The organism is Kitasatospora sp. NPDC048715, assembly GCF_043198905.1.
Taxonomy (GTDB): domain Bacteria; phylum Actinomycetota; class Actinomycetes; order Streptomycetales; family Streptomycetaceae; genus Kitasatospora; species Kitasatospora lactacystinica.
In genome coordinates this window covers 1-23,428 of the sequence record NZ_JBICVH010000017.1, presented here as the reverse complement: position 1 = coordinate 23,428, position 23,428 = coordinate 1, and the positions used below count along the sequence as shown (strand labels likewise).

Annotated in this window: 16 protein-coding genes; 8 read left to right on the top strand and 8 right to left on the bottom strand. The window is 73.6% G+C overall.

Annotation, left to right across the window (positions count from 1 at the left end):
• Positions 1 to 263: 263 nt before the first annotated feature.
• Positions 264 to 1,097 (bottom strand): hypothetical protein, encoded by an 834-nt coding sequence (locus ACGFSC_RS28925; RefSeq protein ID WP_359909010.1) that lies wholly within the window; start codon positions 1,095 to 1,097, stop codon positions 264 to 266.
• Between ACGFSC_RS28925 and ACGFSC_RS28920 the strand changes: the two genes are divergently transcribed.
• Entirely contained in the window at positions 1,029 to 1,505 is a 477-nt protein-coding gene (locus ACGFSC_RS28920; RefSeq protein WP_380351429.1) for a universal stress protein, read from the top strand. The two genes, ACGFSC_RS28925 and ACGFSC_RS28920, sit on opposite strands and share 69 nt — an antisense overlap.
• A gap of 159 nt (positions 1,506 to 1,664) precedes the next feature.
• On the opposite strand, the gene ACGFSC_RS28915 is transcribed toward ACGFSC_RS28920, so the two are convergent.
• The 4 genes from ACGFSC_RS28915 to ACGFSC_RS28900 all read right to left on the bottom strand — a co-directional run bounded on the left by ACGFSC_RS28915 (position 1,665) and on the right by ACGFSC_RS28900 (position 8,147).
• The gene (locus tag ACGFSC_RS28915; RefSeq protein ID WP_359908967.1) at positions 1,665 to 2,855 is read right to left on the bottom strand and encodes an acyl-CoA dehydrogenase family protein; all 1,191 of its coding nucleotides are present in this window, start codon (positions 2,853 to 2,855) and stop codon (positions 1,665 to 1,667) included.
• A gap of 176 nt (positions 2,856 to 3,031) precedes the next feature.
• The gene (locus tag ACGFSC_RS28910) at positions 3,032 to 4,018 is read right to left on the bottom strand and encodes a hydroxymethylglutaryl-CoA lyase (RefSeq protein WP_392864127.1); all 987 of its coding nucleotides are present in this window, start codon (positions 4,016 to 4,018) and stop codon (positions 3,032 to 3,034) included.
• Positions 4,015 to 6,294: a biotin carboxylase N-terminal domain-containing protein gene (locus ACGFSC_RS28905; RefSeq protein WP_359908964.1), complete on the bottom strand. Its 2,280-nt coding sequence runs from the start codon at positions 6,292 to 6,294 to the stop codon at positions 4,015 to 4,017. Before ACGFSC_RS28905 ends, ACGFSC_RS28910 begins: the two co-directional genes overlap by 4 nt.
• Before the next feature lie 143 nt (positions 6,295 to 6,437).
• Positions 6,438 to 8,147 (bottom strand): carboxyl transferase domain-containing protein, encoded by a 1,710-nt coding sequence (locus tag ACGFSC_RS28900; RefSeq protein ID WP_359908961.1) that lies wholly within the window; start codon positions 8,145 to 8,147, stop codon positions 6,438 to 6,440.
• A 131-nt stretch (positions 8,148 to 8,278) separates the two neighbouring features.
• Between ACGFSC_RS28900 and ACGFSC_RS28895 the strand changes: the two genes are divergently transcribed.
• Positions 8,279 to 9,004 (top strand): TetR/AcrR family transcriptional regulator, encoded by a 726-nt coding sequence (locus tag ACGFSC_RS28895; protein ID WP_359908958.1) that lies wholly within the window; start codon positions 8,279 to 8,281, stop codon positions 9,002 to 9,004.
• Between the two features lie 271 nt (positions 9,005 to 9,275).
• Positions 9,276 to 13,421 (top strand): ABC transporter ATP-binding protein, encoded by a 4,146-nt coding sequence (locus ACGFSC_RS28890; RefSeq protein ID WP_359908955.1) that lies wholly within the window; start codon positions 9,276 to 9,278, stop codon positions 13,419 to 13,421.
• A gap of 182 nt (positions 13,422 to 13,603) precedes the next feature.
• Here the strand turns inward: ACGFSC_RS28890 and ACGFSC_RS28885 are convergent, their stop codons facing one another.
• A complete protein-coding gene (locus ACGFSC_RS28885; RefSeq protein WP_359908952.1) occupies positions 13,604 to 14,617 on the bottom strand; it encodes an ATP-grasp domain-containing protein in 1,014 nt (337 codons plus the stop codon).
• A gap of 123 nt (positions 14,618 to 14,740) precedes the next feature.
• On the opposite strand from ACGFSC_RS28885, the gene ACGFSC_RS28880 reads away from it, so the two are divergent.
• Positions 14,741 to 15,283, top strand: a complete 543-nt coding sequence (locus ACGFSC_RS28880; RefSeq protein ID WP_359908949.1) for an NUDIX domain-containing protein — start codon at positions 14,741 to 14,743, stop codon at positions 15,281 to 15,283.
• Positions 15,284 to 15,375: 92 nt separating this feature from the next.
• Here the strand turns inward: ACGFSC_RS28880 and ACGFSC_RS28875 are convergent, their stop codons facing one another.
• On the bottom strand, positions 15,376 to 16,572 hold the full coding sequence (locus tag ACGFSC_RS28875; protein ID WP_359908946.1) for a hypothetical protein: 1,197 nt from the start codon (positions 16,570 to 16,572) through the stop codon (positions 15,376 to 15,378).
• Positions 16,573 to 16,878: 306 nt separating this feature from the next.
• Positions 16,879 to 17,994 (bottom strand): iron-siderophore ABC transporter substrate-binding protein, encoded by a 1,116-nt coding sequence (locus ACGFSC_RS28870; RefSeq protein WP_359908943.1) that lies wholly within the window; start codon positions 17,992 to 17,994, stop codon positions 16,879 to 16,881.
• A 324-nt stretch (positions 17,995 to 18,318) separates the two neighbouring features.
• On the opposite strand from ACGFSC_RS28870, the gene ACGFSC_RS28865 reads away from it, so the two are divergent.
• The 4 genes from ACGFSC_RS28865 (at position 18,319) to ACGFSC_RS28850 (ending at position 23,081) form a co-directional block, all read left to right on the top strand.
• The gene (locus ACGFSC_RS28865; protein ID WP_359909001.1) at positions 18,319 to 19,893 is read left to right on the top strand and encodes an APC family permease; all 1,575 of its coding nucleotides are present in this window, start codon (positions 18,319 to 18,321) and stop codon (positions 19,891 to 19,893) included.
• Positions 19,894 to 20,072: 179 nt separating this feature from the next.
• Positions 20,073 to 21,203, top strand: a complete 1,131-nt coding sequence (trpS, locus tag ACGFSC_RS28860) for a tryptophan--tRNA ligase (protein ID WP_359908940.1) — start codon at positions 20,073 to 20,075, stop codon at positions 21,201 to 21,203.
• 178 nt (positions 21,204 to 21,381) lie between these two features.
• The gene (locus ACGFSC_RS28855) at positions 21,382 to 22,338 is read left to right on the top strand and encodes an LD-carboxypeptidase (protein ID WP_359908937.1); all 957 of its coding nucleotides are present in this window, start codon (positions 21,382 to 21,384) and stop codon (positions 22,336 to 22,338) included.
• Between the two features lie 68 nt (positions 22,339 to 22,406).
• Positions 22,407 to 23,081, top strand: a complete 675-nt coding sequence (locus ACGFSC_RS28850) for a nucleoside/nucleotide kinase family protein (protein ID WP_359908934.1) — start codon at positions 22,407 to 22,409, stop codon at positions 23,079 to 23,081.
• Positions 23,082 to 23,428 lie beyond the last annotated feature (347 nt).

Here is a 23,428-nt window from a genome sequence, read left to right as displayed (position 1 = left end):
ACGGATCGTCGCCGATCCATGACAGTCCGGTCACGGTGTCCCGTGGGGCTGTTGCGCCGCCCGGTCCGCTCAGTCAAGCTCCAGGGACCCTCCTTTCCGGAGGGGGCGCGATCGCCTGTGGGCGGGGCGCACTGCCTCGGCGGGCGCATCCCCCTTTCGCGGGAACAACGTCGCTCAGGGGCTTCCTCGCTGGGCGGGGCCCCAGGCCCGTCGTACTCTGAAAGGAACAGGTCACATACGGTGCTGCGCGGCGCAGACCGACGTCATCCCGTGGGCGGGCCTGCTGCCCGGGCAGCGTTGTTCTCCTCTCCTGTCGGCCCCTCTCCATCGAAGAGCCGTGAGCCATGGCTGGTTTTGAGCCTCCCCGACCGGTCGAACCGGACACGCCCCGCAGCGTGGGCCCGGCGGGCGGGTCTGCCTGCGACCGTCCCGACGGACCGGCCGAAGTCCGCGCCGACCGGCGCGGTGACGACGGCCGTGATCGCCGCAGTGGCCGCCTCGGTGAGGGCCGCGAAGGCGGTCCCGACGACGACCGTGACGACGGCCGCGACGGTGGCCACGACGCTGGCCACGGCGACGGTCGCCGGGACGGCGGCGCGGGCGGGTCTGTCGGCCCGCGAGTCGATGGACGAGTCGATGGACGAGCTGACGCGCGCGCCGAGGCCCCGGGTCGCGTCCCGGGCGTACGGACGGGACGCGAGCGAGCCGACGCCGCCGAGGAACCCGATGCGGCCGGAGCGGCCCGCGCGGTCCAGCCGACCGGCGTGGCCCGGCCGACCGGCGTGGCGCAGCCGACCGACGCCCGGCCGGCCGAGCCAGGGGAGTCCGGCCCGGGGCGTGACGGCCCGCCGGGCTTCGCGCGCGCTCTTCGCGGCCTCGCCCGTCGGGGCAGCCTCGCCCGCCGTGAGCGCCAGGGGCCCCGCCAGCGGCGTGGCGAACCCCCGGCCGACCCTGCCGGGTCTCCGGTGACGGGCCGCCTGGGCCCGGGCGCCGAGCGTCCGGAGGCGGCTGCCGGCGCGGCCGGCCCGCTGGGTGGCCACGCCGAGCCGTCCGGGCAGGAAGCCCCGGCGCCGTCCCTCGACCCGGTGTTCCAGCACGGTGTGGTGGTCGGCTTCGACGGCTCGCTGTCGAGCGAGCGCGCTCTCGCCTACGCCGTCGGCATGGCGCGCCGTTCGCAGTGCGGTCTGGTGATCGTGCACGTCGCCAACCGTCTGCCCGCCACTGTCTGGGCAGGCTGCGAGCCACCCGTCTTCGTCGACCTCCCCGACCACCGGACCGAGGTCCTCGGACTGGAGCTCGCCTGCGCGGACTTCCTCACCGGGGTGCCGTGGATCCTGGTCGAGCGCGGCGGGGACATCTGCCACGAGATCGAGGAGGTCGGTCGTGAGTACGCCGCCGACGCGATCGTCGTCGGCACGACGCACGGCCTGCTCGGCAAGATCTTCGGCTCGGTCTCCGGACGGCTGGCGCGGCGGGCCAACCGTCCGGTGATCGTGATCCCCTGAGGCCTCTCGTTCCCGAGGCTTCTCACGAAGCCTCCCCGAGGTCTCCTCCTGCTGCCTCCTCCATCGTCGGGCTCCCCCAACTCTGTGCGCGGGGAAGCGCGTTGAGTGGTACGTGACCCGGTGGGCGCGGCTAAGGAGGTGACCATCAGGGTGTGGTCGTCACGAACCGACGCCGAGTTCCCGGGCGATGAGCATGCGCTGGACCTCGGACGTGCCCTCCCCGATTTCCAGGATCTTGCAGTCGCGCCAGAAGCGGGCGACCGGGAATTCGTTCATGAAGCCGTACCCGCCGTGGATCTGGGTCGCCTCGCGGGCGTTGTCGACGGCGGCCTCGGACGAGTACAGCTTCGCGATCGCGGCCTCCTTCTTGAACGGTTCACCGTGCAGCAGCCGGGAAGCGGCGTCCCGCCAGGCCAGGCGGGAGGTGTGGGCGCGCAGCTCCATGTCGGCAAGCTTGAACTGGATGGCCTGGTTGGCGCCGATCGGCCGGCCGAAGGCCCGGCGCTCGCCAGCGTACTTCACGGACTCGTCGACGCAGCCCTGGGCCAGGCCGGTGGCCAGGGCCGCGATCGCGATGCGGCCCTCGTCGAGGATCCGCAGGAACTGGGCGTAGCCTCGGCCACGCTCGCCCAGCAGGTTGGCCGCGGGAACGCGGCAGTCGGTAAAGGACAGTTCGCGGGTGTCGGATGCGTTCCACCCGACCTTCGAGTACTTCTTCGAGACCTGGAATCCGGGGGTCCCGGTGGGCACGATGATGGAGGAGATCTCCCGCACAGGCGAGCGCAATTCGCCCTCTTCACTCGAACGAGCGATCGGTTCGGTGAGTGCGGTGACGGTGACCAGACCGGTGATGTCGGTACCGGAGTTGGTGATGAAGCACTTGGTCCCGTTGATGACCCACTCGTCGGTGGCCTCGTCGTAGCGCGCCGTGGTGCGGGTGGCCCCCGCGTCCGACCCGCCCTCCGGCTCGGTGAGGCCGAAGGCGCCGAGCAGTTCGCCGGAGGTCAGCCGGGGCAGCCACTCGCGCTTCTGCTCCTCGGTGCCGAACCGGTGGATCGGCATCGCGCCGAGCGAGACGGCGGCCTCCAGGGTGATCGCCACCGAGGAGTCGACGCGGGCGAGTTCCTCCAGGGCGAGGCCCAGGGCGAAGTAGTCCCCGCCCATGCCGCCGTACTCCTCCGGGAAGGGCAGGCCGAAGAGCCCCATCCGCCCCATCTCCCGGACGATCTCGTAGGGGAACTCCTCCCGCTCGTAGAACCCGCCGATCTTCGGCGCCACCACGTCCTGGGCGAACTCGGCGACGGTGCGCCGCAGTTCCTCGTACTCGCTGCTGAGCCTGTGGTCGAGCATGGTGATCCTCCTGGCGCCCGGCCGGGTCGGCCGCGGACGTGAGCGGGGTGACCGGCGCCCGTCGGACGGTGTGACGGACGCGCGGTGTGATGTGAGGGACGGGTGTCGGGCGGTGCGGGTGGTGCGCGGCGCCGGCCGGGTTGCGGGCGGTCGGCGCCGGGACGGGTGCGGGCGGGTCAGCTCCCGGTGGAGCCGAGCAGCGCCTGGACGGCGCGGGAGGGACTCGGGCGGCCGAGGCGCTCGGCCATCCAGCCGCTGGTCGCGACGAGCGCGCGCAGGTCGACGCCGGTCCGGATGCCGAGTCCGTGCAGCATCCAGACCAGGTCCTCGGTGGCCAGGTTGCCGGTGGCGCTCTTCGCGTACGGGCAGCCGCCCAGGCCGCCCGCCGAGGCGTCCACGGTGGTGACGCCCTCGCGCAGTGCCGCCAGGGTGTTGCTGAGCGCCTGGCCGTAGGTGTCGTGGAAGTGCACCGCGAGCCGGTCGACCGGGACGCCGGCCCGCTCGAAGCCCGCCAGCAGGGCGGTGACCTGGCCCGGAGTGGCCACCCCGATGGTGTCGCCGAGGCTCAGCTCCGCGCAGCCCTGCTCCAGCAGCTGCACGCCGTACCGGACCACCTGGTCGACCGGGACGGGGCCCTCCCACGGGTCGCCGAAGCACATCGAGAGGTAGCCGCGGACCGCGACCCCGGCCTCGGTGGCCCGGGCCACGACCGGGCGGAACATCGCCATGGCCTCGTCCGCCGAGCGGTTGAGGTTGCGGCGGGCGAAGGTTTCGGTGGCGCTGGCGAACACCGCGATGTCGGAGGCGCGGTGGGCGAGCGCGCGGTCCAGGCCGCGCTCGTTGGGCACCAGCACCGGCAGCCGCAGGCCGGGGTGGCGCTCCGGCAGGCCGGCGAGCCGGGGGAACAGCTCCTCCGCGTCGGCCAGCTGCGGTACCCATTTCGGGTGAACGAAGCTGGTGGCCTCGACGGTGCGCAGCCCGGCGGCCGCGAGCCGGGCGATGAACTCGGCCTTCACCTCGACCGGCACCGAGGACTTCTCGTTCTGCAGGCCGTCGCGCGGTCCGACCTCGTGGATCCGGACCGCCTCGGGCAGGCCGGGGGCGCGGACCGGGTCGGGCAGGCCCAGGTCGAGGGCGTCGGGCTCGCGGGCGGGGGCGGTCACGACCGGACCTCCGCGGGCTCGGCGGGGGCGGCGACCGGGTCGGCCGCCGCGTCCTCGCCCGCCGCGTCCTCGACCGGGGTGACCACGACCAGCAGGTCCTCCATCGCGACGGTGGCGCCGGCGGCGGCCCGCAGTTCGCTCACCACGCCGTCGTGCGGCGCGGCGATCACGTGTTCCATCTTCATGGCCTCCAGCACGAGCAGGGGCTGCCCCTTGCGGACCGTCTCGCCCGCCGTGGTCTTGACGACGGTCACGGTGCCGGGCATCGGGGCGGTGAGGGCTCCGTGGTGCGCCCCGGCCCCGGCGGCGCTCTCGACGACCGGGTCGTAGGCGTGCAGCGGCCAGGCGTCGCCCTCGATGCCGAGCCAGGTCACCGGTCCGGCGGCGAGGCCGGGGGTGGCATCGGTGGCCAGCGAGAACGTGGTGCGGAGGCCGTCGACGGTCAGGTGCAGCCGGTCGCCGGCCAGGGTCGCGCGGGCGCGGTGCGCGGCGCCCTCGTCGAGCCGGAGCTCCACCTCGCGGGTGGTCCCGGCGGAATTGTCAGTGGCATCGGCTACGTTGCCCGCAGTGATCGAACGGATGCGCACCGCCACCGGGTCCTGGCCGGGGGTACGGAGTCGGTGGGTGGTCCAGGCGGGGGTGCCGCCCAGGCGCCAGCCGGAGGGAAGGGAGAACGGGTCGGTCCAGCCGTCGGGGTCGGCGGCCGGGGTGAGTTCCAGGTGCCGTGCCAGTGCGGCCGCGTAGTAGAGGAGGTGAGCGGGTGACGGCGCTTCGACCGCCGAGGTCGGGTCCGCCGCGGCCGCGTCCGGGGTGATCGCGTTCGCGGGGGAGTGCGGCGACGTGAGCAGGGCCGGCTGCTCCTGGGCCGTCCGCTCCACCAGGCCGGTGTCCAATCGGCCGGCGGCGACCTCGGGGTGTGCGAGCAGTCGGCGCAGGAAGCCGGTGTTGGTGGTGATGCCCAGGATGCGGGTGTCGGCCAGCGCCGCGCGGAGCCGGCGCAGCGCGGTCGGGCGGTCGGGCCCGTACGCGATGACCTTGGCGAGCATGGGGTCGTAGGCGCTGGTGACGACGGTTCCGGCGGCCACTCCGGAGTCGACGCGGATGCCCTCGCCCCGGGGCTCGTCCAGGGTGAGGATGCGGCCGCCGGTGGGCAGGAAGTCCCGTTCCGGGTCCTCGGCACAGATGCGGGCCTCGATGGCGTGGCCCAGGAAGGAGACGTCGGACTGGGTGAAGGAGAGCGGTTCGCCGGCGGCGACGCGCACCTGCCACTCGACCAGGTCGAGCCGGGCCGAGTCCGCGCCGACCGCGACGGCGAGTTCGGTGACGGGGTGTTCCACCTGGAGACGGGTGTTCATCTCCATGAAGAAGAAGTCCCGAACCCCCTCGGCGTCGGAGGCGGCGGCGGGGGCGTCCGGGTCGATGCCGGGGACGATGAACTCCACGGTGCCGGCGCCGGTGTAGCCGCAGGACTCCGCGGCGCGGACGGCCGCGGCGCCCATCGCGGCGCGGGTCTCGGCATTGAGGAGAACGGAGGGAGCCTCTTCGATCACTTTCTGGTGGCGGCGCTGCAGGCTGCACTCGCGCTCGCCGAGGTGGACGGTGGTGCCGTGGGCGTCGGCCAGCACCTGCACCTCGATGTGGCGCGGCCGGTCGACCCAGCGCTCCAGCAGCAGGGTGTCGTCGCCGAAGGCGGTGCGGGCGACGCGGCGGGCGGCGGCGATCTCGGTGGGCAGGTCGGCGCGGTCCCGCACGAGCCGCATGCCCTTGCCGCCACCGCCGGCGGACGGCTTGAGCAGTACCGGGTAGCCGATCTCGTCGGCGGCGGCGGCGAGTTGATCGTCGGTGGGCGCGGTGGCCTGGCTGCCGGGGACCACCGGGACACCTGCGGCCCGGACGGCCTCCTTGGCGTTGATCTTGTCGCCCATCAGCTCGACCGCACCGGGAGGAGGCCCGATGAAGGCGAGGCCCGCGTCGGCGCAGGCGCGGGCGAAGCCGGGGTTCTCGGCGAGGAAGCCGTAGCCGGGGTGGACGGCCTGGGCGCCGGTGCGGCGGGCGGCGTCGAGGATCCGGTCGGTCCGCAGGTAGGTCTCGGCCGCCGAGCTGTCGCTGCGGTCGGCCGGGCCGAGCCGGACCGCGACATCGGCCTCGCGGACGTGCGGCGCGTCGGCGTCCGCGTCGCTGAACACGGCGACCGAGCGGATGCCGAGCCGCCGCAGGGTGCGGATCACCCGGAGGGCGATCTCGCCGCGGTTGGCGACCAGAACTGTGTCGAACATGGGAGGCGTTCCTCCGGGTCGAGGGGAGCCGTACGAAGGAGGTGGCGGTGGGCGGTCGGGGCGCCGGCCCGGGGGGGCCGGCGCCGCGGGGAGTCACACCCGGAAGGGAGGGGTCACGGACGCAGGGGTGACACGGGGCGGGATCACATGCGGAAGACGCCGTACGGAGCGGGCGGTGCCAGCGGGGCGTTGGCGCAGGCGGTGAGCGCGAGACCGACGACGGTGCGGGTGTCCATCGGGTCGATCACGCCGTCGTCCCAGAGCCGGGCGGTGGCGTAGTAGGCGTTGCCCTGGCGCTCGTACTGCTCGCGGACGGGGCGCTTGAACTCCTCCTCCGCCTCGGCCGGCCACTGCTCGCCGTGCGCCTCCAGCTGGTCGCGGCGGACGGTGGCGAGGACGGAGGCCGCCTGTTCGCCGCCCATCACGGAGATCTTGGCGCCCGGCCACATCCACAGGAAGCGAGGTGAGTAGGCCCGGCCGCACATCGAGTAGTTGCCGGCCCCGTACGAGCCGCCGACCACCACGGTCAGCTTCGGGACGCGTGTGCAGGCGACGGCGTTGACCATCTTGGCGCCGTGCTTGGCGATGCCGCCCGCCTCGTACTGCCGGCCGACCATGAACCCGGTGATGTTCTGGAGGAAGAGGAGGGGGATGCCGCGCTGGTCGCACAACTCGATGAAGTGGGCGCCCTTGACGGCCGACTCGGAGAACAGCACGCCGTTGTTGGCGACGATGCCGACCGGGTGGCCGTGGATCCGGGCGAAGCCGGTGACCAGGGTGGCGCCGTACTCCGCCTTGAACTCGGCGAACCGGCTGCCGTCCACCAGGCGGGCGATCACCTCGCGCACGTCGTAGGGCGTGCGCGGGTCGACCGGCACGGCGCCGTACAGGCCCGCCGGGTCGACGGCCGGCGGCTCGACCGGGGTGAGCGGCCACGGCCTGGCCTCGCGCGGGCCGAGCCCGGCGACGATGGTGCGGACGATGGAGAGGGCGTGGGCGTCGTCCTCGGCCAGGTGGTCCGTCACGCCGGAGGTGCGGGAGTGCAGCTCGCCGCCGCCCAGCTCCTCGGCGGTGACCACCTCACCGGTGGCGGCCTTCACCAGCGGCGGGCCGCCCAGGAAGATCGTGCCCTGGTTGCGGACGATCACGGCCTGGTCGCTCATCGCCGGGACGTACGCGCCACCGGCCGTGCACGAGCCGAGCACCGCGGCGATCTGCGGGATGCCCGCGGCGGAGAGCCTGGCCTGGTTGTAGAAGATCCGGCCGAAGTGGTCCCGGTCCGGGAAGACCTCGTCCTGCATCGGGAGGAAGGCGCCGCCGGAGTCCACCAGGTAGACGCAGGGCAGCCGGTTCTCCAGCGCGACCTCCTGGGCGCGCAGGTGCTTCTTCACCGTCATCGGGTAGTAGGTGCCGCCCTTGACGGTGGCGTCGTTGGCGACCACCACCACCTCGCGACCGGCGACCCGGCCGATTCCGGCGATCACCCCGGCCGCGGGCGCCGCGCCGTCGTACATCCCGTCGGCGGCCAGCGGGGCCAGCTCCAGGAAGGGGGAGGCCGGATCGAGCAGGGTGTCCACCCGGTCGCGGGGCAGCAGCTTTCCGCGGGAGGTGTGCCGGGCGCGGGCCTTGGCACCGCCGCCCAGGGCGGCCGCGTCGAGCTTCGCGCGCAGCTCGTCGACCAGGGCCCGATGCGCTTCGGTGTTCGCGCGGTAGGCCTCGGAGCCCGGGTCGACGGAGCTGCCGAGCCGGGGCGCCGGTGCGGCGGCCGCGGACGGTGCGGCGCCGGGCGCGGCAGTGCCGGCCGCTGCGCCGAGCCGGAAGCCGGTGGATGTTCCGGCGGTTGAGATGACCATTCCCAAGAGCTCCCTTGCCCTCGGCACCAGGTGGGCAGCCGGGTGCGTCCGCCCGTGATCGCCACGTTAATTAACGTTAACTTACGCGCCCAGGTTAACGGCCGATAACCCGACTGTCTACGATGGACGGCATGCCGAACGTCCCCGCCGCCTCCGCGCTCCCCCGCCGCGACCAGATCCGCCGGGAGGCCGCGAGGCTGTTCGCGGCCCGGGGCTTCCTCGGCGTGGGGGTGGACGAGATCGGCAAGGCGGTCGGGATCAGCGGCCCCGGGCTCTACCGCCACTTCGCCGGCAAGGACGCGATGCTCGCGGACCTGCTGATCGGCATCAGCGAGCGCCTGCTGGACGAGGGGCGCCGCCGGGCCGGTGGCGGCGAAGGCCCGGCCGCCGCGCTGGACGCGCTGATCAGCGGCCACGTCGACTTCGCCCTGGGCGACCGGGACCTGATCACCCTGCACGACCGGGAACTGCTGAACCTCAAGGAGGAGGACCGGCGCACCGTCCGCCGGCTCCAGCGCGGCTACGTCGAGCTGTGGGTGGACGTGGTCCGGCAGGCCTACCCGCCGCTGGCCGGCCCCGCCGCCGAGCCGGTGGCGCGGGCCGCCGTGCACGCCGTCTTCGGCCTGATCAACTCGACCCCGCACAGCCTCGGCCCGAACCCCGACCACGGCGAGCGCGTCGCCCTCCAGCGCGACGGCATGGCCGCCCTGCTCCACGCCCTCGCCCACGGCGCGTTCGCGGCGGCCGCGGAATCGGCGGGCGTCCCCGCCGACGGTTCGGCATCCGCGGGCGTCCCCGCCGACGGTTCGGCGTCCGCGGGCGTCCCCGCCGACGGTTCGGCGTCCGCGGGCGTTTGAGGCGCTCGGCGGCAGTCCGTCCGGAGGCCTGGTCCCAAAGGGTGACGCCCGACCCGTCCCCGGCCGCTGGGCGCGCGAGGGGTCGTCGGCGATCCTGGAGACGGCCGGGGGAGTGGGCCGTTCGAGTGTCCGCCCGGGAATCACCGCAGGCCGTCGGCTGTTGGCCAGTCCGCCGGGCCGGATGATCGGGGCTTCCCCTGGTCGGCCCCGAACCCCTCCGGCTCGGAAACGCCATGGCGGCCACCCGACGAAATGGTTAGCATCCCTAAATATGCCTGAGACTCACGGATCCACGGTGGAGCAATCCCCGAGCGGCCCCCCGGCCCCCGGCCCGACCCCGGAGGCTCCCGCCGACAGCCCGCAGACCGCCGTCGGGAACACCGGTCCGGCCGCGGAGGCCGCCCAAGGCGCCGAGGCGGCCGGCTGGCTGCGCCGTCTGGTCGGCTACAGCTGGCGGTCCCGGCGCAGCCTGCTGCTCGCGTTCGGCGCCTCGCTCCTCGGCATGGCCGTCACCGCGCTGGTGCCGCTGGTCACCAAGCTGATCATCGACGACGTCATCATCGCCCACACCCGTTCGCTGGCCCCCTGGGCGGTGGTGCTGCTGCTCGCCGCCCTCGTGGTCTTCGGCTGCACCCAGGTCCGCCGCTACTACGGCGGCCAGCTCGCGGTCGACGTCCAGCACGACATGCGCAGCGACCTGTTCCGCTCGCTCGGCCGGCTCGACGGCCACCGCCAGGACCGGCTGGACACCGGTCAGGTGATCGGGCGGGCGACCTCCGACCTCCAGCTGGTCAACGGCCTGCTCTCGATGCTGCCGATGATGACCGGCTACCTGCTGATGTTCGTCATGTCGCTGGCCGTGATGGTCTGGCTGTCCCCGCCGCTCACCCTGGTCGCCCTGGTCATGGCCCCCGCGCTGTGGTGGGTCTCGGTGCTCGGCCGCAAGCGCCTCTTCCCCGCCACCTGGGCCGCCCAGCAGGAGGCGGCCGCCGTCGCGGGCGTGGTGGACGGCGCGATCGGCGGCGTCCGCGTGGTCAAGGGCTTCGGGCAGGAGGCGCAGGAGCTCGACAAGCTGGAGGCGGCCTCCCACAACCTCTTCGCGGCCCGGCTCCGGTCGATCCGGCTGAACGCCCGGTACAACCCGGCGATGCAGGCGATCCCGGCGCTCGCCCAGGTCGGTGTCCTCGCCTTCGGCGGCTGGCTGGCCGTCGACGGCCGGGTCACGCTGGGGACCTTCGTCGCCTTCTCCACCTACGTCGCCCAGATGACCGGCCCGGTGCGGATGATGACCATGGTCATCACCGTCGGCCAGCAGGCCCGGGCCGGCGTCGAGCGGGTCCTGCAGCTGATCGACGAGCGCCCGCTGGTCCAGGAGCGACCGGACGCCCGCACCCTGGACCTCGCGCACGGTGGCCCCCGGGCCGGCGCCTCGGCGATCGGCACCCCCGCCAACGTCCCCGCCAACGTCCACGCCGACGCTGCCGCCAACGCCCTCGCTGCCGCCCCCGTCGGCCCGCGGACCCCCGACGTCGCCCTGGAATTCGACCGGGTCGAGTTCCGCTACGACCCCGAGCACCCCGCCCCCGTCCTGCACGGCCTCAGCCTGAAGCTGGCCCCCGGCGAGACCCTCGCCCTGGTCGGCGCCTCCGGCTCCGGCAAGTCGACGGTGGCCCAGCTGGTGCCCCGCTTCTACGACCCCGCCTCCGGCACCGTCCGCCTGTACGGCCACGACCTGCGCGACCTCACCCTGGACTCGGTCCGCGCGACGGTCGGCATCGTCCCCGAGGAGAGCTTCCTCTTCTCCGAGTCGGTCCGCACCAACATCGCCTACGGCCGCCCGGACGCGACGGACGAACAGGTGGTCGCCGCAGCCCGCGCCGCCCAGGCCGACGAGTTCGTCCGCGCGCTGCCGGACGGCTACGACACCAAGGTCGGCGAGCAGGGCCTGACCCTCTCCGGCGGCCAGCGCCAGCGCATCGCACTGGCCCGGGCGATCCTCACCGACCCCCGGATCCTGCTGCTGGACGACGCCACCTCGGCGGTGGACCCGCAGATCGAGGCGGAGATCCACGACGCGCTGCGCTCGGTGATGACCGGCCGCACCACGCTGCTGATCGCCCACCGCCGTTCGACCCTCCAACTCGCCGACCGGATCGCCGTCCTGGAGCGCGGCCGGCTGCTGGACCTCGGAACCCACGAGGAACTCGAAGCCCGATGTCCCCAGTACCGGGCCCTGATCACCGACCCCGAGGCCGGCTCCGCCGACCGGCACTCCACCCCCGAACCGGCATCCGATGAACCGGCGTCCCCGGCGGCGTCCCCGGCGGCGTCCCCGGCGAAGCCCGGGCGGGCAACCGGGCAGCGGGCCGCCGACGGCACTCCCACCGACGGCGCTCCCGGCACCGCCGGAACTGACGGCACTGACGGAACTGACGGCACTGACGGAACCGACGGCACCGACGGAACCCGGGCCACTTCCGGAACCGACGACACCGCGGGAACCCCCGGAACCCGGACGACCCCCGTCCTCCCCACCCCCGCCCTGGCCAAGGCCGCCCGCACCGCCGACCCCGACCTGCTGGACCGGGTCGCGGCCCTGCCGCCGGCCTCCGACACCCCGGACGTCCCCCGCGCCGAGGCCGAGGCCGGTGACCCCGACTTCACCCTGCGCCGCCTGCTGCGCTCCTTCCGCACCCCGCTGCTCATCGCCCTCCTGCTGGTCGCCCTGGACGCGGCGGCCGGACTGGTGCTGCCGGTGCTGATCCGGCACGGCATCGACGACGGTGTCCGCAAGGGCCTGATGTCCGGCGTCGCGGTCGCCTCGCTCACCGCACTCGTCGTGGTGCTGCTGGACTGGGTGGTGCAGGGCGCGGAGAACCGGGTCAGCGGCCGTACCGGCGAGCGCGTCCTCTACACGCTCCGGCTCAAGATCTTCGCCCACCTCAACCGGCTCGGCCTGGACTACTACGAGCGCGAGCTGACCGGCCGGATCATGACCCGGATGACCACCGACCTGGACTCGCTGACCTCCTTCCTCCAGACCGGCATGGTCACCGCGGTGGTCAGCCTGCTGACCTTCGCCGGGATCTTCGCCGCCCTGCTGATCATCGACGCCGGCCTGGCCCTGGTGGTCTTCGCCGTCCTGCCGCTGCTGGTGATCGCCACCCTGGTGTTCCGCAAGAAGTCCAAGGACCAGTACGAGCGCTCCCGCGACCTGATCGGCACCGTCAACGCCGACCTCCAGGAGAACGTGGCCGGCATGCGGATCGTCCAGGCGTTCCGCCGCCTGGACACCAACACCGACCGCTTCGTGGCCCGGGGCATCGCCTACCGCGAGGCCCGGGTCAGGGCCCAGCTCTACATCTCGCTGTACTTCCCGTTCGTCCAGTTCCTCTCCAGCGTGGCCGCCGCGCTGGTGCTGATCGTCGGCGCGGCCCGGGTCGACGCCGGGACGCTGACGGTCGGCGCGCTGGTCGCCTACCTGCTCTACATCGACCTGTTCTTCGCGCCGGTCAACCAGCTGTCCCAGGTGTTCGACGGGTACCAGCAGGCCTCGGTGGGCCTCGGCCGCATCCGCGAGCTGCTGCGCACCCCGACCACCACGGCCGAGGCGGCCGACCCGGTCCCGGTGGTCAAGGGTCTGCGCGGCGAGATCTCCTTCGAGGGCGTCGGCTTCGCCTACAACGGCGGTGCGGACGGCGCCCCGACCGTGCTGAGCGGCGTGGACCTGCACATCCCGGCCGGGCAGACGGTGGCGCTGGTCGGCGAGACCGGCGCCGGAAAGTCGACGCTGGTGAAGCTGGTCGCCCGGTTCTACGACGCGACGGAGGGCACCGTCCGGGTGGACGGGGTCGACCTCACCCGCTACGACCTGGCGCAGTACCGCCACCGCCTGGGTGTGGTGCCGCAGGAGGCGTACCTGTTCGCGGGCACGGTCCGCGAGGCCATCGCCTACGGCCGGCCGGGCGCCTCGGCGGCCGAGGTGGAGGAGGCGGCCCGGGCGGTCGGCGCGCACGACATGATCGTCCGGCTCTCGGGCGGCTACGACCACGAGGTGGCCGGCCGCGGGCGCAACCTCTCGGCGGGTCAGCGCCAGCTGATCGCGCTGGCCCGGGCGGAGCTGGTCGACCCGGACATCCTGCTGCTCGACGAGGCCACCGCGGCGCTCGACCTGGCCACCGAGGCCGCGGTCAACCGGGCCGCGGACCGGCTCAGCGGCGGACGGACAACCCTGGTCATCGCCCACCGCCTGACCACCGCCGAGCGTGCCGACCGGGTGGTCGTGCTGGACCACGGCCGGGTGGTCGAGGACGGCACGCACGCCGAACTGCTCGCCCTGGGCGGCACCTACAGCCGGCTCTGGCAGGCGTTCATCGCCGACGGCCACCCGGCGGCCGAGGCCGTGGCCGCCGGATAGGCCGCCCCGCACCCGGGCCGGGGGGCGGCGTCAAGCCGGCCCCGGCCCGGGCGCGATCCCGAACCTCTGCGATCCCGAACCTCTGCGATCCCGAACCTCTGCGACCCCGAACCTCTGCGAACCAGAACCTCTGCGACCTCGAACCGCCACGCCCCGCCCGGCGGTCCTTCACGCACGAACCGTCAGGCGGCGATCAGCGAGGCCAGCAGTCCCGAGGCGTCGATCCCGCGCGGCAGGTCGCTCACCTGCCCGTCGCCGACCTCGACCACCCGCCAGCCGGAGCCGTCCGCCCGGCTGGCGAGGTCGGTGGTGACGAAGCGGCAGCCGAGCCTGCGGACCAGCGCCGGGACATCGGTGAGGTCGGGCTCGACGGTCCGGCGCGGGGCGTCCGGGTGCGGCCCGACCAGGACGGGCCGGCCGTCCAGCCACCACACCCGGGCCTCCACGGGCCGCCCGCCGCTGCCCGGCGCGTCGCCGTCGGCGTGCTCCGGGCCGGCCGCACCGGCGGCACCGGACACCCCGCTCACGTCGGACACCCCGCTCGCGTCGGCCGCGCCGTCGGCGCCGGCCGGCCCCGCCGGGACGCCCGCGCCCTCGAACTCCTCGTACCGCCGCAGCACCACGCCGCCCGCCAGGAACTCGCCCTGCAACTCGACGAACCGTTCCACCACCCGTCCGACGGCAGCCAGGTCGGCCAGCTCGGGCACGTAGCAGGCCTCGTGCCACTCGTGCTTGCGCGACTTCACGTAGTCCTTGACGATCGCCGGCCCGTGCCCGCCGAGCCGGGCCGCGGCCTCCGCCAGTTCCTCGGGCCCGGGCGCCACCGGCCCCTCCGACGGGATCCACGCACTGGCCGGCGTCGCACCCTCGAACACGTCGTACCAGCCGGGCAGTTCGTGGGCCGCCGCGTACCCGGGCGGGCTGGTCAGCAGGGTGCCGCCGCGGGCGGTGAGCGCGGCGGCGAAGTCGGCGTACCGGGCGGTGGGCAGCATCCAACCCCGGTACCAGAGCGGCCCGCTGTCCGCCGGTACCCGTCGGACGGCCTCCTCGGCCCGCCCGGCGAGCAGCCCGTCGTGGTCGACCAGATGGTGCTCGCCGCCCAACTCCCGCAGCATCCTGGCCTCCCAGGCGAAGTGCGGGTCGGGCCGGCGCGGGTTGAGCGGATCGGCGGGGAAGATGATCGCGGGTACGGGCATGGCCGTCAGAGTACGGTCGGCGGGCTGATCCCGGGCCCGCCACGACGGACCGGTCGACCCGAGCACCCGACCGGAGTGCCGAATCCGCTCGACGCCCCGGACGGCCGCTGCGAGAGTGACCCGATGCGAAATCTGCTGAGCTCCCGCAAGCGCAGGCCGAGGCAGGCCGCCCGCACGGTGGTCCTGGACGAGAACGGCTCGGTCTTCCTGCTCCGTTCGGACAACGACGAGGTCGGCGTGCACTGGACCATGCCGGGCGGCGGACTGGAGCCGGGCGAGACCCCGTGGGACGGGGCCCGGCGCGAGCTGTGGGAGGAGACGGGCTGGAGCGACCTCGAACCCGGCCCGCTGCTCTGCACCTGGGAGCACGACTTCACCTGGCACAGCACCCCGGTCCGCCAGCACGAGCACATCTACCTCGCCGCAGGGCCGCACCGTGGCCCGGTCGGCGACGTCAGCGCGGTGCACGCGGTCGACCGGATCCTGGACTGGCGCTGGTGGACCCCGGCCGACCTCGCCGACGAGAACGCCGACGCGCTCTGGCCGCCCGCGCTGCCGGAACTGCTGGACACGGTCCGCGCGGGCTGGGCCGTGGACGGTCGACCGCCGGTGCCGGTCGACCTCGGATACGTCCCGAACGGCCCGGTCACCCGTCGGGCCCGCTAGCGCCGCTGGGCCCGCTGGACCCGCGCGGCCCGACGCCCACCCGGCCTGTCGGGCCCGCGCGGCCCGGCACCGAACGGCGCCCGGTGGAGCGGCTACCCGCGCCCGCCGCGCCGGGTCCGCGCGGCCGGACCGGGCTCCCAGCCGTGCAGTTCCAGCTCCCGGTCGTGCAGCGCGGCGGGGTTCATCAGCACCGTCAGCGGGGCGCCGACCAGCCGGTCGGCCGCGAGCCCGGTCGCGGACAGCAGCTGCTCGGTCGGCACCGAGACGGCGATGGCGGGCCGCCAGGAGGGCAGGACCACCAGGCAGGTGCCGCGGCCGACCCGGATCGGCCGGGCCGCCACCCGTACCGGTGCCCGTTCCTCCGGCCGACCGAGGGCCTCGGTCGGTCCCGGGCCGGCGCCGATCAGGATGCCGAGCGGCGGTTCGGCCCACGAGGCCCCGGCGGAGGCCCCGGCGGAGGGTCCGACGGTGCCGTCGACGGCAGAGCGGTCGACGGCGGCGGGGTCGGTCCCGGCAGAGCTCCCGATGGCGATGCCGGTTCCGGAGCCGGCATCGAGGGCCCCGGTTCGGGAAGCTCCGGTTCCGAACGACGGTCCCTGCGCCGCCGCTCCCGTCGCGCCGGCCCGTTCGCCGGCCCGTTCGTCGGCCCGGCCGGTGGCACCCGGCAGGCCCGTTCCGGTCGGGCCGGACGCGGCCGTCTCCCGTGCGGTCGCCCCCTGCCCGCTCTGGGCGGCCTGCGGGTGCATCCGGCGCAGTCGCCGTGAGGGCGACGGCCGCCGGGATCCCAGGATCCGCGGCTCTTCGCGCACCGTGCGCTGCGTCGGCACGGACGGGCCGGCCTCCGAGGGTGCGGCGGCGGACCCGAACCGGACGAACCCGGCCTCGGCTCCGTCCGGCCCGTGGAGGGCGTCGGGCGCCGCGGCGGCACGCTCGGCCGATGCGCCGGGAGCGGCCGGACCGTCCTCGGTCTCCGCGTCCACGCCGGGCGGGGCCGGTACCTCCGCGACCGGTCGACGGCTCGCGTCCGTCGGCGGGACGGTCGGCGCCTCCGCGTCGTACCGGCTGCGCGGCTGCGGCACCGAGTCGAGGCGTGCCGGGCCGGTCCGGCGCGCCCCTCCCTCCGGGAAGCCGGGCGCGGTCGCACCGGGCTCGACGACGGTCGCGATCGAGCACACCGGGACGGCCGCGGCGGGCGGGCCCGGCACGGCGGGTGGGGGCGAGGATCCGGCGCTGTCCCCGGGCGGGCCGGGCAGGGACGGGTCGGTTGCGGCGGGGTGGAGCGAAGTCATCTGCGGGCCCTTCGGGGAACGGTCCCGACGATCCTCCCGCACCACGCGATCAGCTCCAAGCGTCGAACCCGACGGTGTGCGCGATACCACCGCGATGCCACCGCGGGATCGTCGTGGGATCACCCCGGGATCGCCCAAGACGGCGCAGGGCGAACACCGTTGCCGCACGACCGGAACGGCGCCGTGCTCCGCCCGCGGGCCCCGGTCCCGCCCCGCCGGGCGGGATCGGCCGAGCGACCGGTCAGGGGTCGGCCGAGCGACCGGCGAGCGACCGGTCCTCGGGCCGGTCAAGGACCGACCGGGAGATCAACCAGCGGGCGCGACAAAGCCCTTGAGGTCGGCGAGCACCGCGTTCGCCGCCATGACGCCGAGCCCGAGGAACCAGGTCTCGTCCGAAACCGGCCGGGCTTGACCGGACTTGACCGCGCCGAGCGTCTTCCAGAGCGCGCCGCCCAGCACCGCGTCCTGGTTGGTCGAGCTGGGGCTTCCGTACACGCCGTAGAAGATCCAGTCGGCGTCGGCCTTGTCGATCTGCTCCGGGCTGACCTCCACCGCGAGCTCCTGGACCTGCTCGATCCTGGGCTGCGGCAGCGGCACGTCGGTGAGGATGGTGCCGATGAAGGAGAGCTCGGCGTAGAGCCGGGTCCGGCCCGGCATGAAGCGCAGCGGAGTGATGGTGGGCCGCTTGTCGCCGAGCTTCGCGCCGATCGCCGCGGCCGCCGCCTGGTACGCGTCGAGCTGCGCCTTGGCCTCGGCCTCCAGGCCGAACGCACTCGCGTTGAGCAGGAAGTTCTGCTTCCAGGGGTAGCCGGGGCGCAGCGAGAAGACGGTCGGCGCGATCTTGGACAGCTGGGCGTACTGGTCCTGGGCCCGCAGCTGGCTGCCGAGGATCAGGTCCGGCTTGAGCGCGGCGATGGCCTCCAGGTTGAGGCTGTTGATGGTGCCGACGGCGGCGGGGCTGCCGGCCTTGTCCTTGAGGTAGGACGGCAGGGACTTGGAGCCGTCGGTGTGCACGACGCCGACCGGCTGGACGCCGAGGGCGACGACGTTGTCGAGCTCGCCGGTGTCGAGCACCACGACCCGGGTGGGCCTGGCCGGGATGACGGTCTCGCCCATCGCGTGCCGGAGGGTGCGCGGGTAGACGCCGGGGGCGGCGTCGGTGCCGAAGCCCTTCATCTTCTCGATCACGGCCGCGTAGTCGTCGCCGCCCTGCTTGACCGACTTCTGGTTCGGGGAGGAGCCGCCGCCGGTCGGGGCCGAACCGCCGCTGCCGCCCGATCCACCCGCGCCGCCCGAGCTGCCGCAGGCGGTGAGCAGTCCGCCGAGGCCGAGCACGGCACCTCCGGCGATCCCGGCGGTGAGGAACCTGCGGCGGGTCGCGGTGCGGGGGGCGAGGGCCAGGTCGTCGGAGGTGGGGGGCACGCGACGCTCCTTTCACGATCGAATTTAGGTTAGGCAAACCTATCCGATGGGAGGGGGGCGGGGTCGCGGACCGTCCGCGCCGGAGGGGCAAACTATGCCGAACCTTGGCAAAAGGGAGAAAATTTCTTGGCCCAACTCCTTTGAAACAAAGGTACATGGGTGAACAAGCCGTAAATACAGCAACCCCAACGGCCTTCAGGCGAACGAATCGAAGTAAGTGGTTTAGATCACCAAGGGTTGGTCTACTCAACCTTCCATGCTCGCCTCTAGGGTGCGCTGGTGTTTGATCAGCAGCTCTCAGAGCACACGAGCAGCGGCCGGGCAATGGCGCCCGGCGCTCCGCAGGGTGCCCCGGTCAGTGGCATCAGTGGTGGAGTCCCCGGCAGTCAGGGGACCGCTGGGGGAGCGGGGGACAAGGGTCTACGGGGCGGTTCCGTCGGCCTGCTGAGCAGTGTGGTGCTGGGCGTCTCGACGGTCGCCCCGGTCTACTGCCTGACAGCGACACTCGGACCGACCGTCACCGCGGTCGGCGTCCAGATGCCCGCGGTGTTCCTGGCGGGCTTCCTGCCGATGCTGCTCGTCGCGTTCGCGTACAAGGAGCTGAACAAGGACTTCCCGGACTGCGGCACGTCCTTCACCTGGGGCGTCCGGGCCTTCGGCCCCCGGGTCGGCTGGATGGCCGGCTGGGGGCTGACGGTGGCGACCATCATCGTGCTCTCCAACCTGGCCGGGGTCGCGACCGACTTCCTGTACCTGATGCTCGGGGAGATGACCGGCAGCGGCTGGGTCACCGAACTCGACCAGAACAAGGCCGTCCACCTGCTCACCGTGGTCCTGCTGATCGCCGGCGCCACCGCGATGAGCTACCGGGGGATGACCGCCACCAAGTGGTTCCAGTACAGCCTGGTCGGCCTCCAACTGGCCGTGCTGCTGCTCTTCTCCGCCATCGCCATCGGCAAGGCCGCCTCCGGTGACCTGCCCGACTCGATCGGCTTCTCCTTCTCCTGGCTCAACCCGCTCCAGGTCAGCTCGTTCAGCGCGTTCACCGCCGGACTGTCGCTGTCGATCTTCATGTACTGGGGCTGGGACACCTGCCTGACCATGAACGAGGAGACCCAGGGCAGCGCCAAGACCCCCGGCCGCGCCGCGATGATCTCGATGGTCACCCTGGTCGGCTCGTACCTGCTGGTCGCGATCGCCTCCCAGATGTTCGCGGGCGTCGGCAGCACCGGCAACGGCCTCGGCAACCCGGCCACCGCCGACAACGTCTTCGCCGCACTGGCCCGTCCGGTGCTCGGCTCGCCGTGGAGCATCCTGCTCTTCCTGGCCGTCGTCGCCAGCGCCGCCGCCAGCCTGCAGACCACCTTCATCCCGGTGGCCCGCACCCTGCTCGCGATGAGCGCCTACCGCGCCGTGCCGCCGCGCTTCGGCGCCGTCCACCCGCGCTTCCGCACCCCCGGCTACGCCACCGTCGCGGCGGGCATCGCCACCGCGGTCTTCTACGTCGGCATGAGCCTGATCAGCGAGAACGTCGTCCAGGACACCATCCTGGCGCTCGGCCTGATGATCTGCTTCTACTACGCGCTGACCGCCTTCGCGTGCGTCTGGTACTTCCGCCGCTCGCTGCGCGGCGGCGTCCGCGACCTGCTGCTCAAGGGCGCCGCCCCGCTCCTCGGCGGCGTGCTGCTCACCGCGGTCTTCCTCCAGACCCTCACCGACGCCTGGGACCCCGACTACGGCAGCGGTTCGGTCTTCGGCATCGGCTCGGTCTTCGTGATCGGCGTCGGCATCCTGCTGCTCGGCGCCGCGCTGATGACCTGGTACGGCTTCATCCGGCCGGAGTTCTTCCGCGGCGAGACGCTGCACAAGGACACCCCGGCACTGGTCGTGGAGGACTGACGCCGTTACTGTGGGCTGCATGAAGCGCTTCGTGGGCCTGTGCTGGTGGCCGTCCTAGGACGGCCACCACACTCGCCTGACCAGGGCCGTCCGGGATGGACGGCCCTGCTGCGTTTCCCCGCAGGACGGGTCCCTCGCCCCGGACGGCCGCCACCGCCGCCGCACCGAGGAGAGAGACCTTGACCACCGCCGCCGTGACCACCACTGCGACCACCGCTTCCGCGACAGCCTCCGCGAGCACAGCCTCCGCGACCACCGCTCTCGCGACCGCCGCCGTCGCCGACACGTCCGTTCCGTCCGCTCCGGTCGACGATCCGACCGCCCACCGCGTCCTCACCGGGGACCGGCCCACCGGACCGCTCCACCTCGGCCACTACTTCGGCACCCTGCGCAACCGGGTCCGGCTCCAGGACCAGGGAGTCGAGATGTTCGTCGTGGTCGCCGACTACCAGGTCATCACCGACCGCGACCTCGCCGACCGGCTCGCCGAGCACACCGAGAACCTCGTCCTCGACTACCTCGCCGCCGGCCTCGACCCCGAGCGGGCGACGATCTTCCCGCACAGCGCCGTCCCCGCCCTCAACCAGCTGCTGCTCCCTTTCCTCAGCCTGGTCAGCGTCGCCGAACTGGGACGCAACCCCACCGTCAAGGACGAGATCGCCCACTCCCGGCAGGCCGCCGTCAGCGGGCTGATGTTCACCTACCCCATCCACCAGGCGGCCGACATCCTCTTCTGCAAGGCCGACCTGGTCCCGGTCGGCCAGGACCAGCTGCCCCACCTCGAAGTCGCCCGCACCGTCGCCCGCCGCTTCAACGAGCGCTACCCGCACGCCGACGGCAGCGCCGTCTTCCCCCGGCCGCAGGCCCTGCTCTCCGACGCCCCGATGCTGCTCGGCACCGACGGCGGCAAGATGAGCAAGAGCCGGGGCAACGCCGTCGCCCTCGGCGCCACCGAGGACGAGACCGCCCGGATCATCCGCGGCACCAGGACCGACGCCGACCGCCGGATCGACTACGACCCGGTCAACCGTCCCGAGGTCTCCAGCCTCGTCCTGCTCGCCGCCCTCTGCCAGGACCGCGCCCCCGAGGCCGTCGCCGAGGAGATCGGCGACGGCGGCGCCGCCGCGCTCAAGCGCACCGTCACGGAGTCCGTCAACGAGTTCCTCCGCCCGATGCGCGCCCGCCGCGCCGAACTCGCCGTCGACCGGGGCCACCTGCGGCAGGTCCTGCGCGACGGCGCCGAGCGGGCCAACGCCGTCGCCGACGCCACCCTCGCCGAGGTCCGGGAGGTGATGGGGGCGGCCATCTGAAGAGCGCTCACCCGCCGGAGCCCGCCGGAGCCCGCCGGAGCCCGCCGAAGCCGTCCGGACGGCGGACCGCCTCCCGCGGACATCGGCCGGTTGACACGGGGCATATCGTCACCGGGCGGTCGCGGCCACAGCGCGACCGCCCGAACCCCGCTCCCGCGCCCGAAAGGTGGCCCGGCCCATGGACCAGCACCCGACCGCACCCGGCCAGGGGCTGACCCGCCCGCCGCACCTGCGCCCCGGCGACCACATCGCCGTCGTCGCGCCCAGCGGCCCGATCGACGCGGCACGCCTCACCGCCGGGTGCGCGATCCTCCGCTCCTGGGGGCTGCGCGTCACCGTCGCCCCGCACGTCCTCGACACCCACCCCTCCCTCGGCTACCTGGCCGGCACCGACGCGGACCGCGCCGCCGACCTCCGGAACGCCTGGCTCGACCCCACCGTCGACGCCGTCATCTGCGCCCGCGGCGGGTACGGCGTGCACCGCATGGCCGACCTGCTCGACTGGACCGCGATGCGCGCCGCCGGGCCCAAGCCCTTCATCGGCTTCAGCGACGTCAGTTCCCTGCACGAGGCGTTCGCCCAGCGCCTCGGCCTCGCCACCCTGTACGGACCGCTGGCCGCCGGGGCGTCCTTCGTCTCCGACGGCCCGACCGCCGAGCACCTCCGCCGCACCCTCTTCGACCCCGCCGCCGTCACCGTCCTCACGTCACCCACCGCCGCCCCGCTCGTCCCCGGCCGGGCCCGCGGCGTCACGGCCGGCGGCTGCCTCCACGTCCTCACCGCCGAGCGCGGCACGCCCGCCGCCCGGGCCTCGTACGAGGGAGGCATCCTGCTGCTCGAAGACGTGAACGAGCACCCCTACCAGCTCGACCGCCTGCTCACCCAGCTCCTGCGCTCCGGTGCCCTCGACGGCGTGGCCGGTGTCGCCCTCGGCTCCTGGGAGGGCTGCGGACGGCCGGAACGGGTCCGGGACGTGATGCTCGACCGGCTCGGCGGCCTCGGCGTCCCCGTGCTCTGGGAATTGGGCTTCGGCCACTGCCCGTCCACCCTCACCGTCCCGCTCGGCGTTCCCGCCCTGCTCGACGCCGACGCCGGCACCCTCACCCTGGACCTGCCCGCCCTCGCCGAACGCTGAGCCGGCTCGGGGCCGAGCCAAAGCACGGGCGTGCTCAGTAACACGGGCGCGCTCAGTAAGGTGCGGCCATGAACGAGGACCGCCTCACCGCCCTTGCCCTCGGTTTCCTCCGCGGCCCGGGCAGCAACGCCCGCACGATCCTGGGACTTGCCGGCCCGCCCGGCGCCGGCAAGTCCACCTTGGCCCGTCACCTGGTCGCCGAGGTCGAGCGTGCCGAAGGCCCCGGCACCGCCGCCTACGTCCCGCTCGACGGCTTCCACCTCTCCGGCGCCCAGCTCGACCGCCTAGGCCTGACCCGCCGCAAGGGCGCCCCGGTCACCTTCGACGCCCACGGCTACCTCGCCCTGCTGCGCCGCATCGCCGGCGACCGGTTCCAGGACATCTACGTCCCGGACTTCGACCGCACCCTGGACGAACCGGTCGCCGCCCGCCACGTGGTCCGCCCGCACACCCGGCTCGTCATCACCGAGGGCAACTACCTCGCCTCCAGCGACACGCCTTGGTCCGATGCCCGCCGACTTCTGCGCGAGCTCTGGTACGTGCACACGGATGACGAGGTCCGCGAGGAGCGGCTGCTCCGGCGGCACCGCGACGGCGGCCGCGACGAGGCCACCGCGCGCCAGTGGGTCACCGGCAACGACCACCCCAACGGCGCGTACGTGAAGCCCGGGCGGGCGCTCTGCACCCGCACCGTCTCCGGGACGGGTTTGCCTTCGACCCCGGACAGGGGTAGTGTTTCCTAGTCGCTCGGCAGGGAGCACCGGACACGCATCGGCGCGGACGGTCCCGGAGCGGCCAATCCCCAGAAACACCACTTCCGGTTCGTGCCGGTCGTTTCGCTTTTCGCGTCCCGACCTGGTGCTTATTCGGCGTGCGCGTTTTATCGGATTGCGGCCGGATTCGCTTTTCGGAGCGGGGATCGGCTAGAGTTTGGAACGTCGGACAGGGCGTCAAGCCCCGGAAGACACCGGCGAGTTGGATGAACGAAGCCCCGGAAACGGAGCGGAAAACATCTGATAAGCTGGAAACACGAAAGAACGAAGCCCGGAGGGTCCGCTGGAAGGCGGTCCGAAGGAAGCGTCCGTTCCTT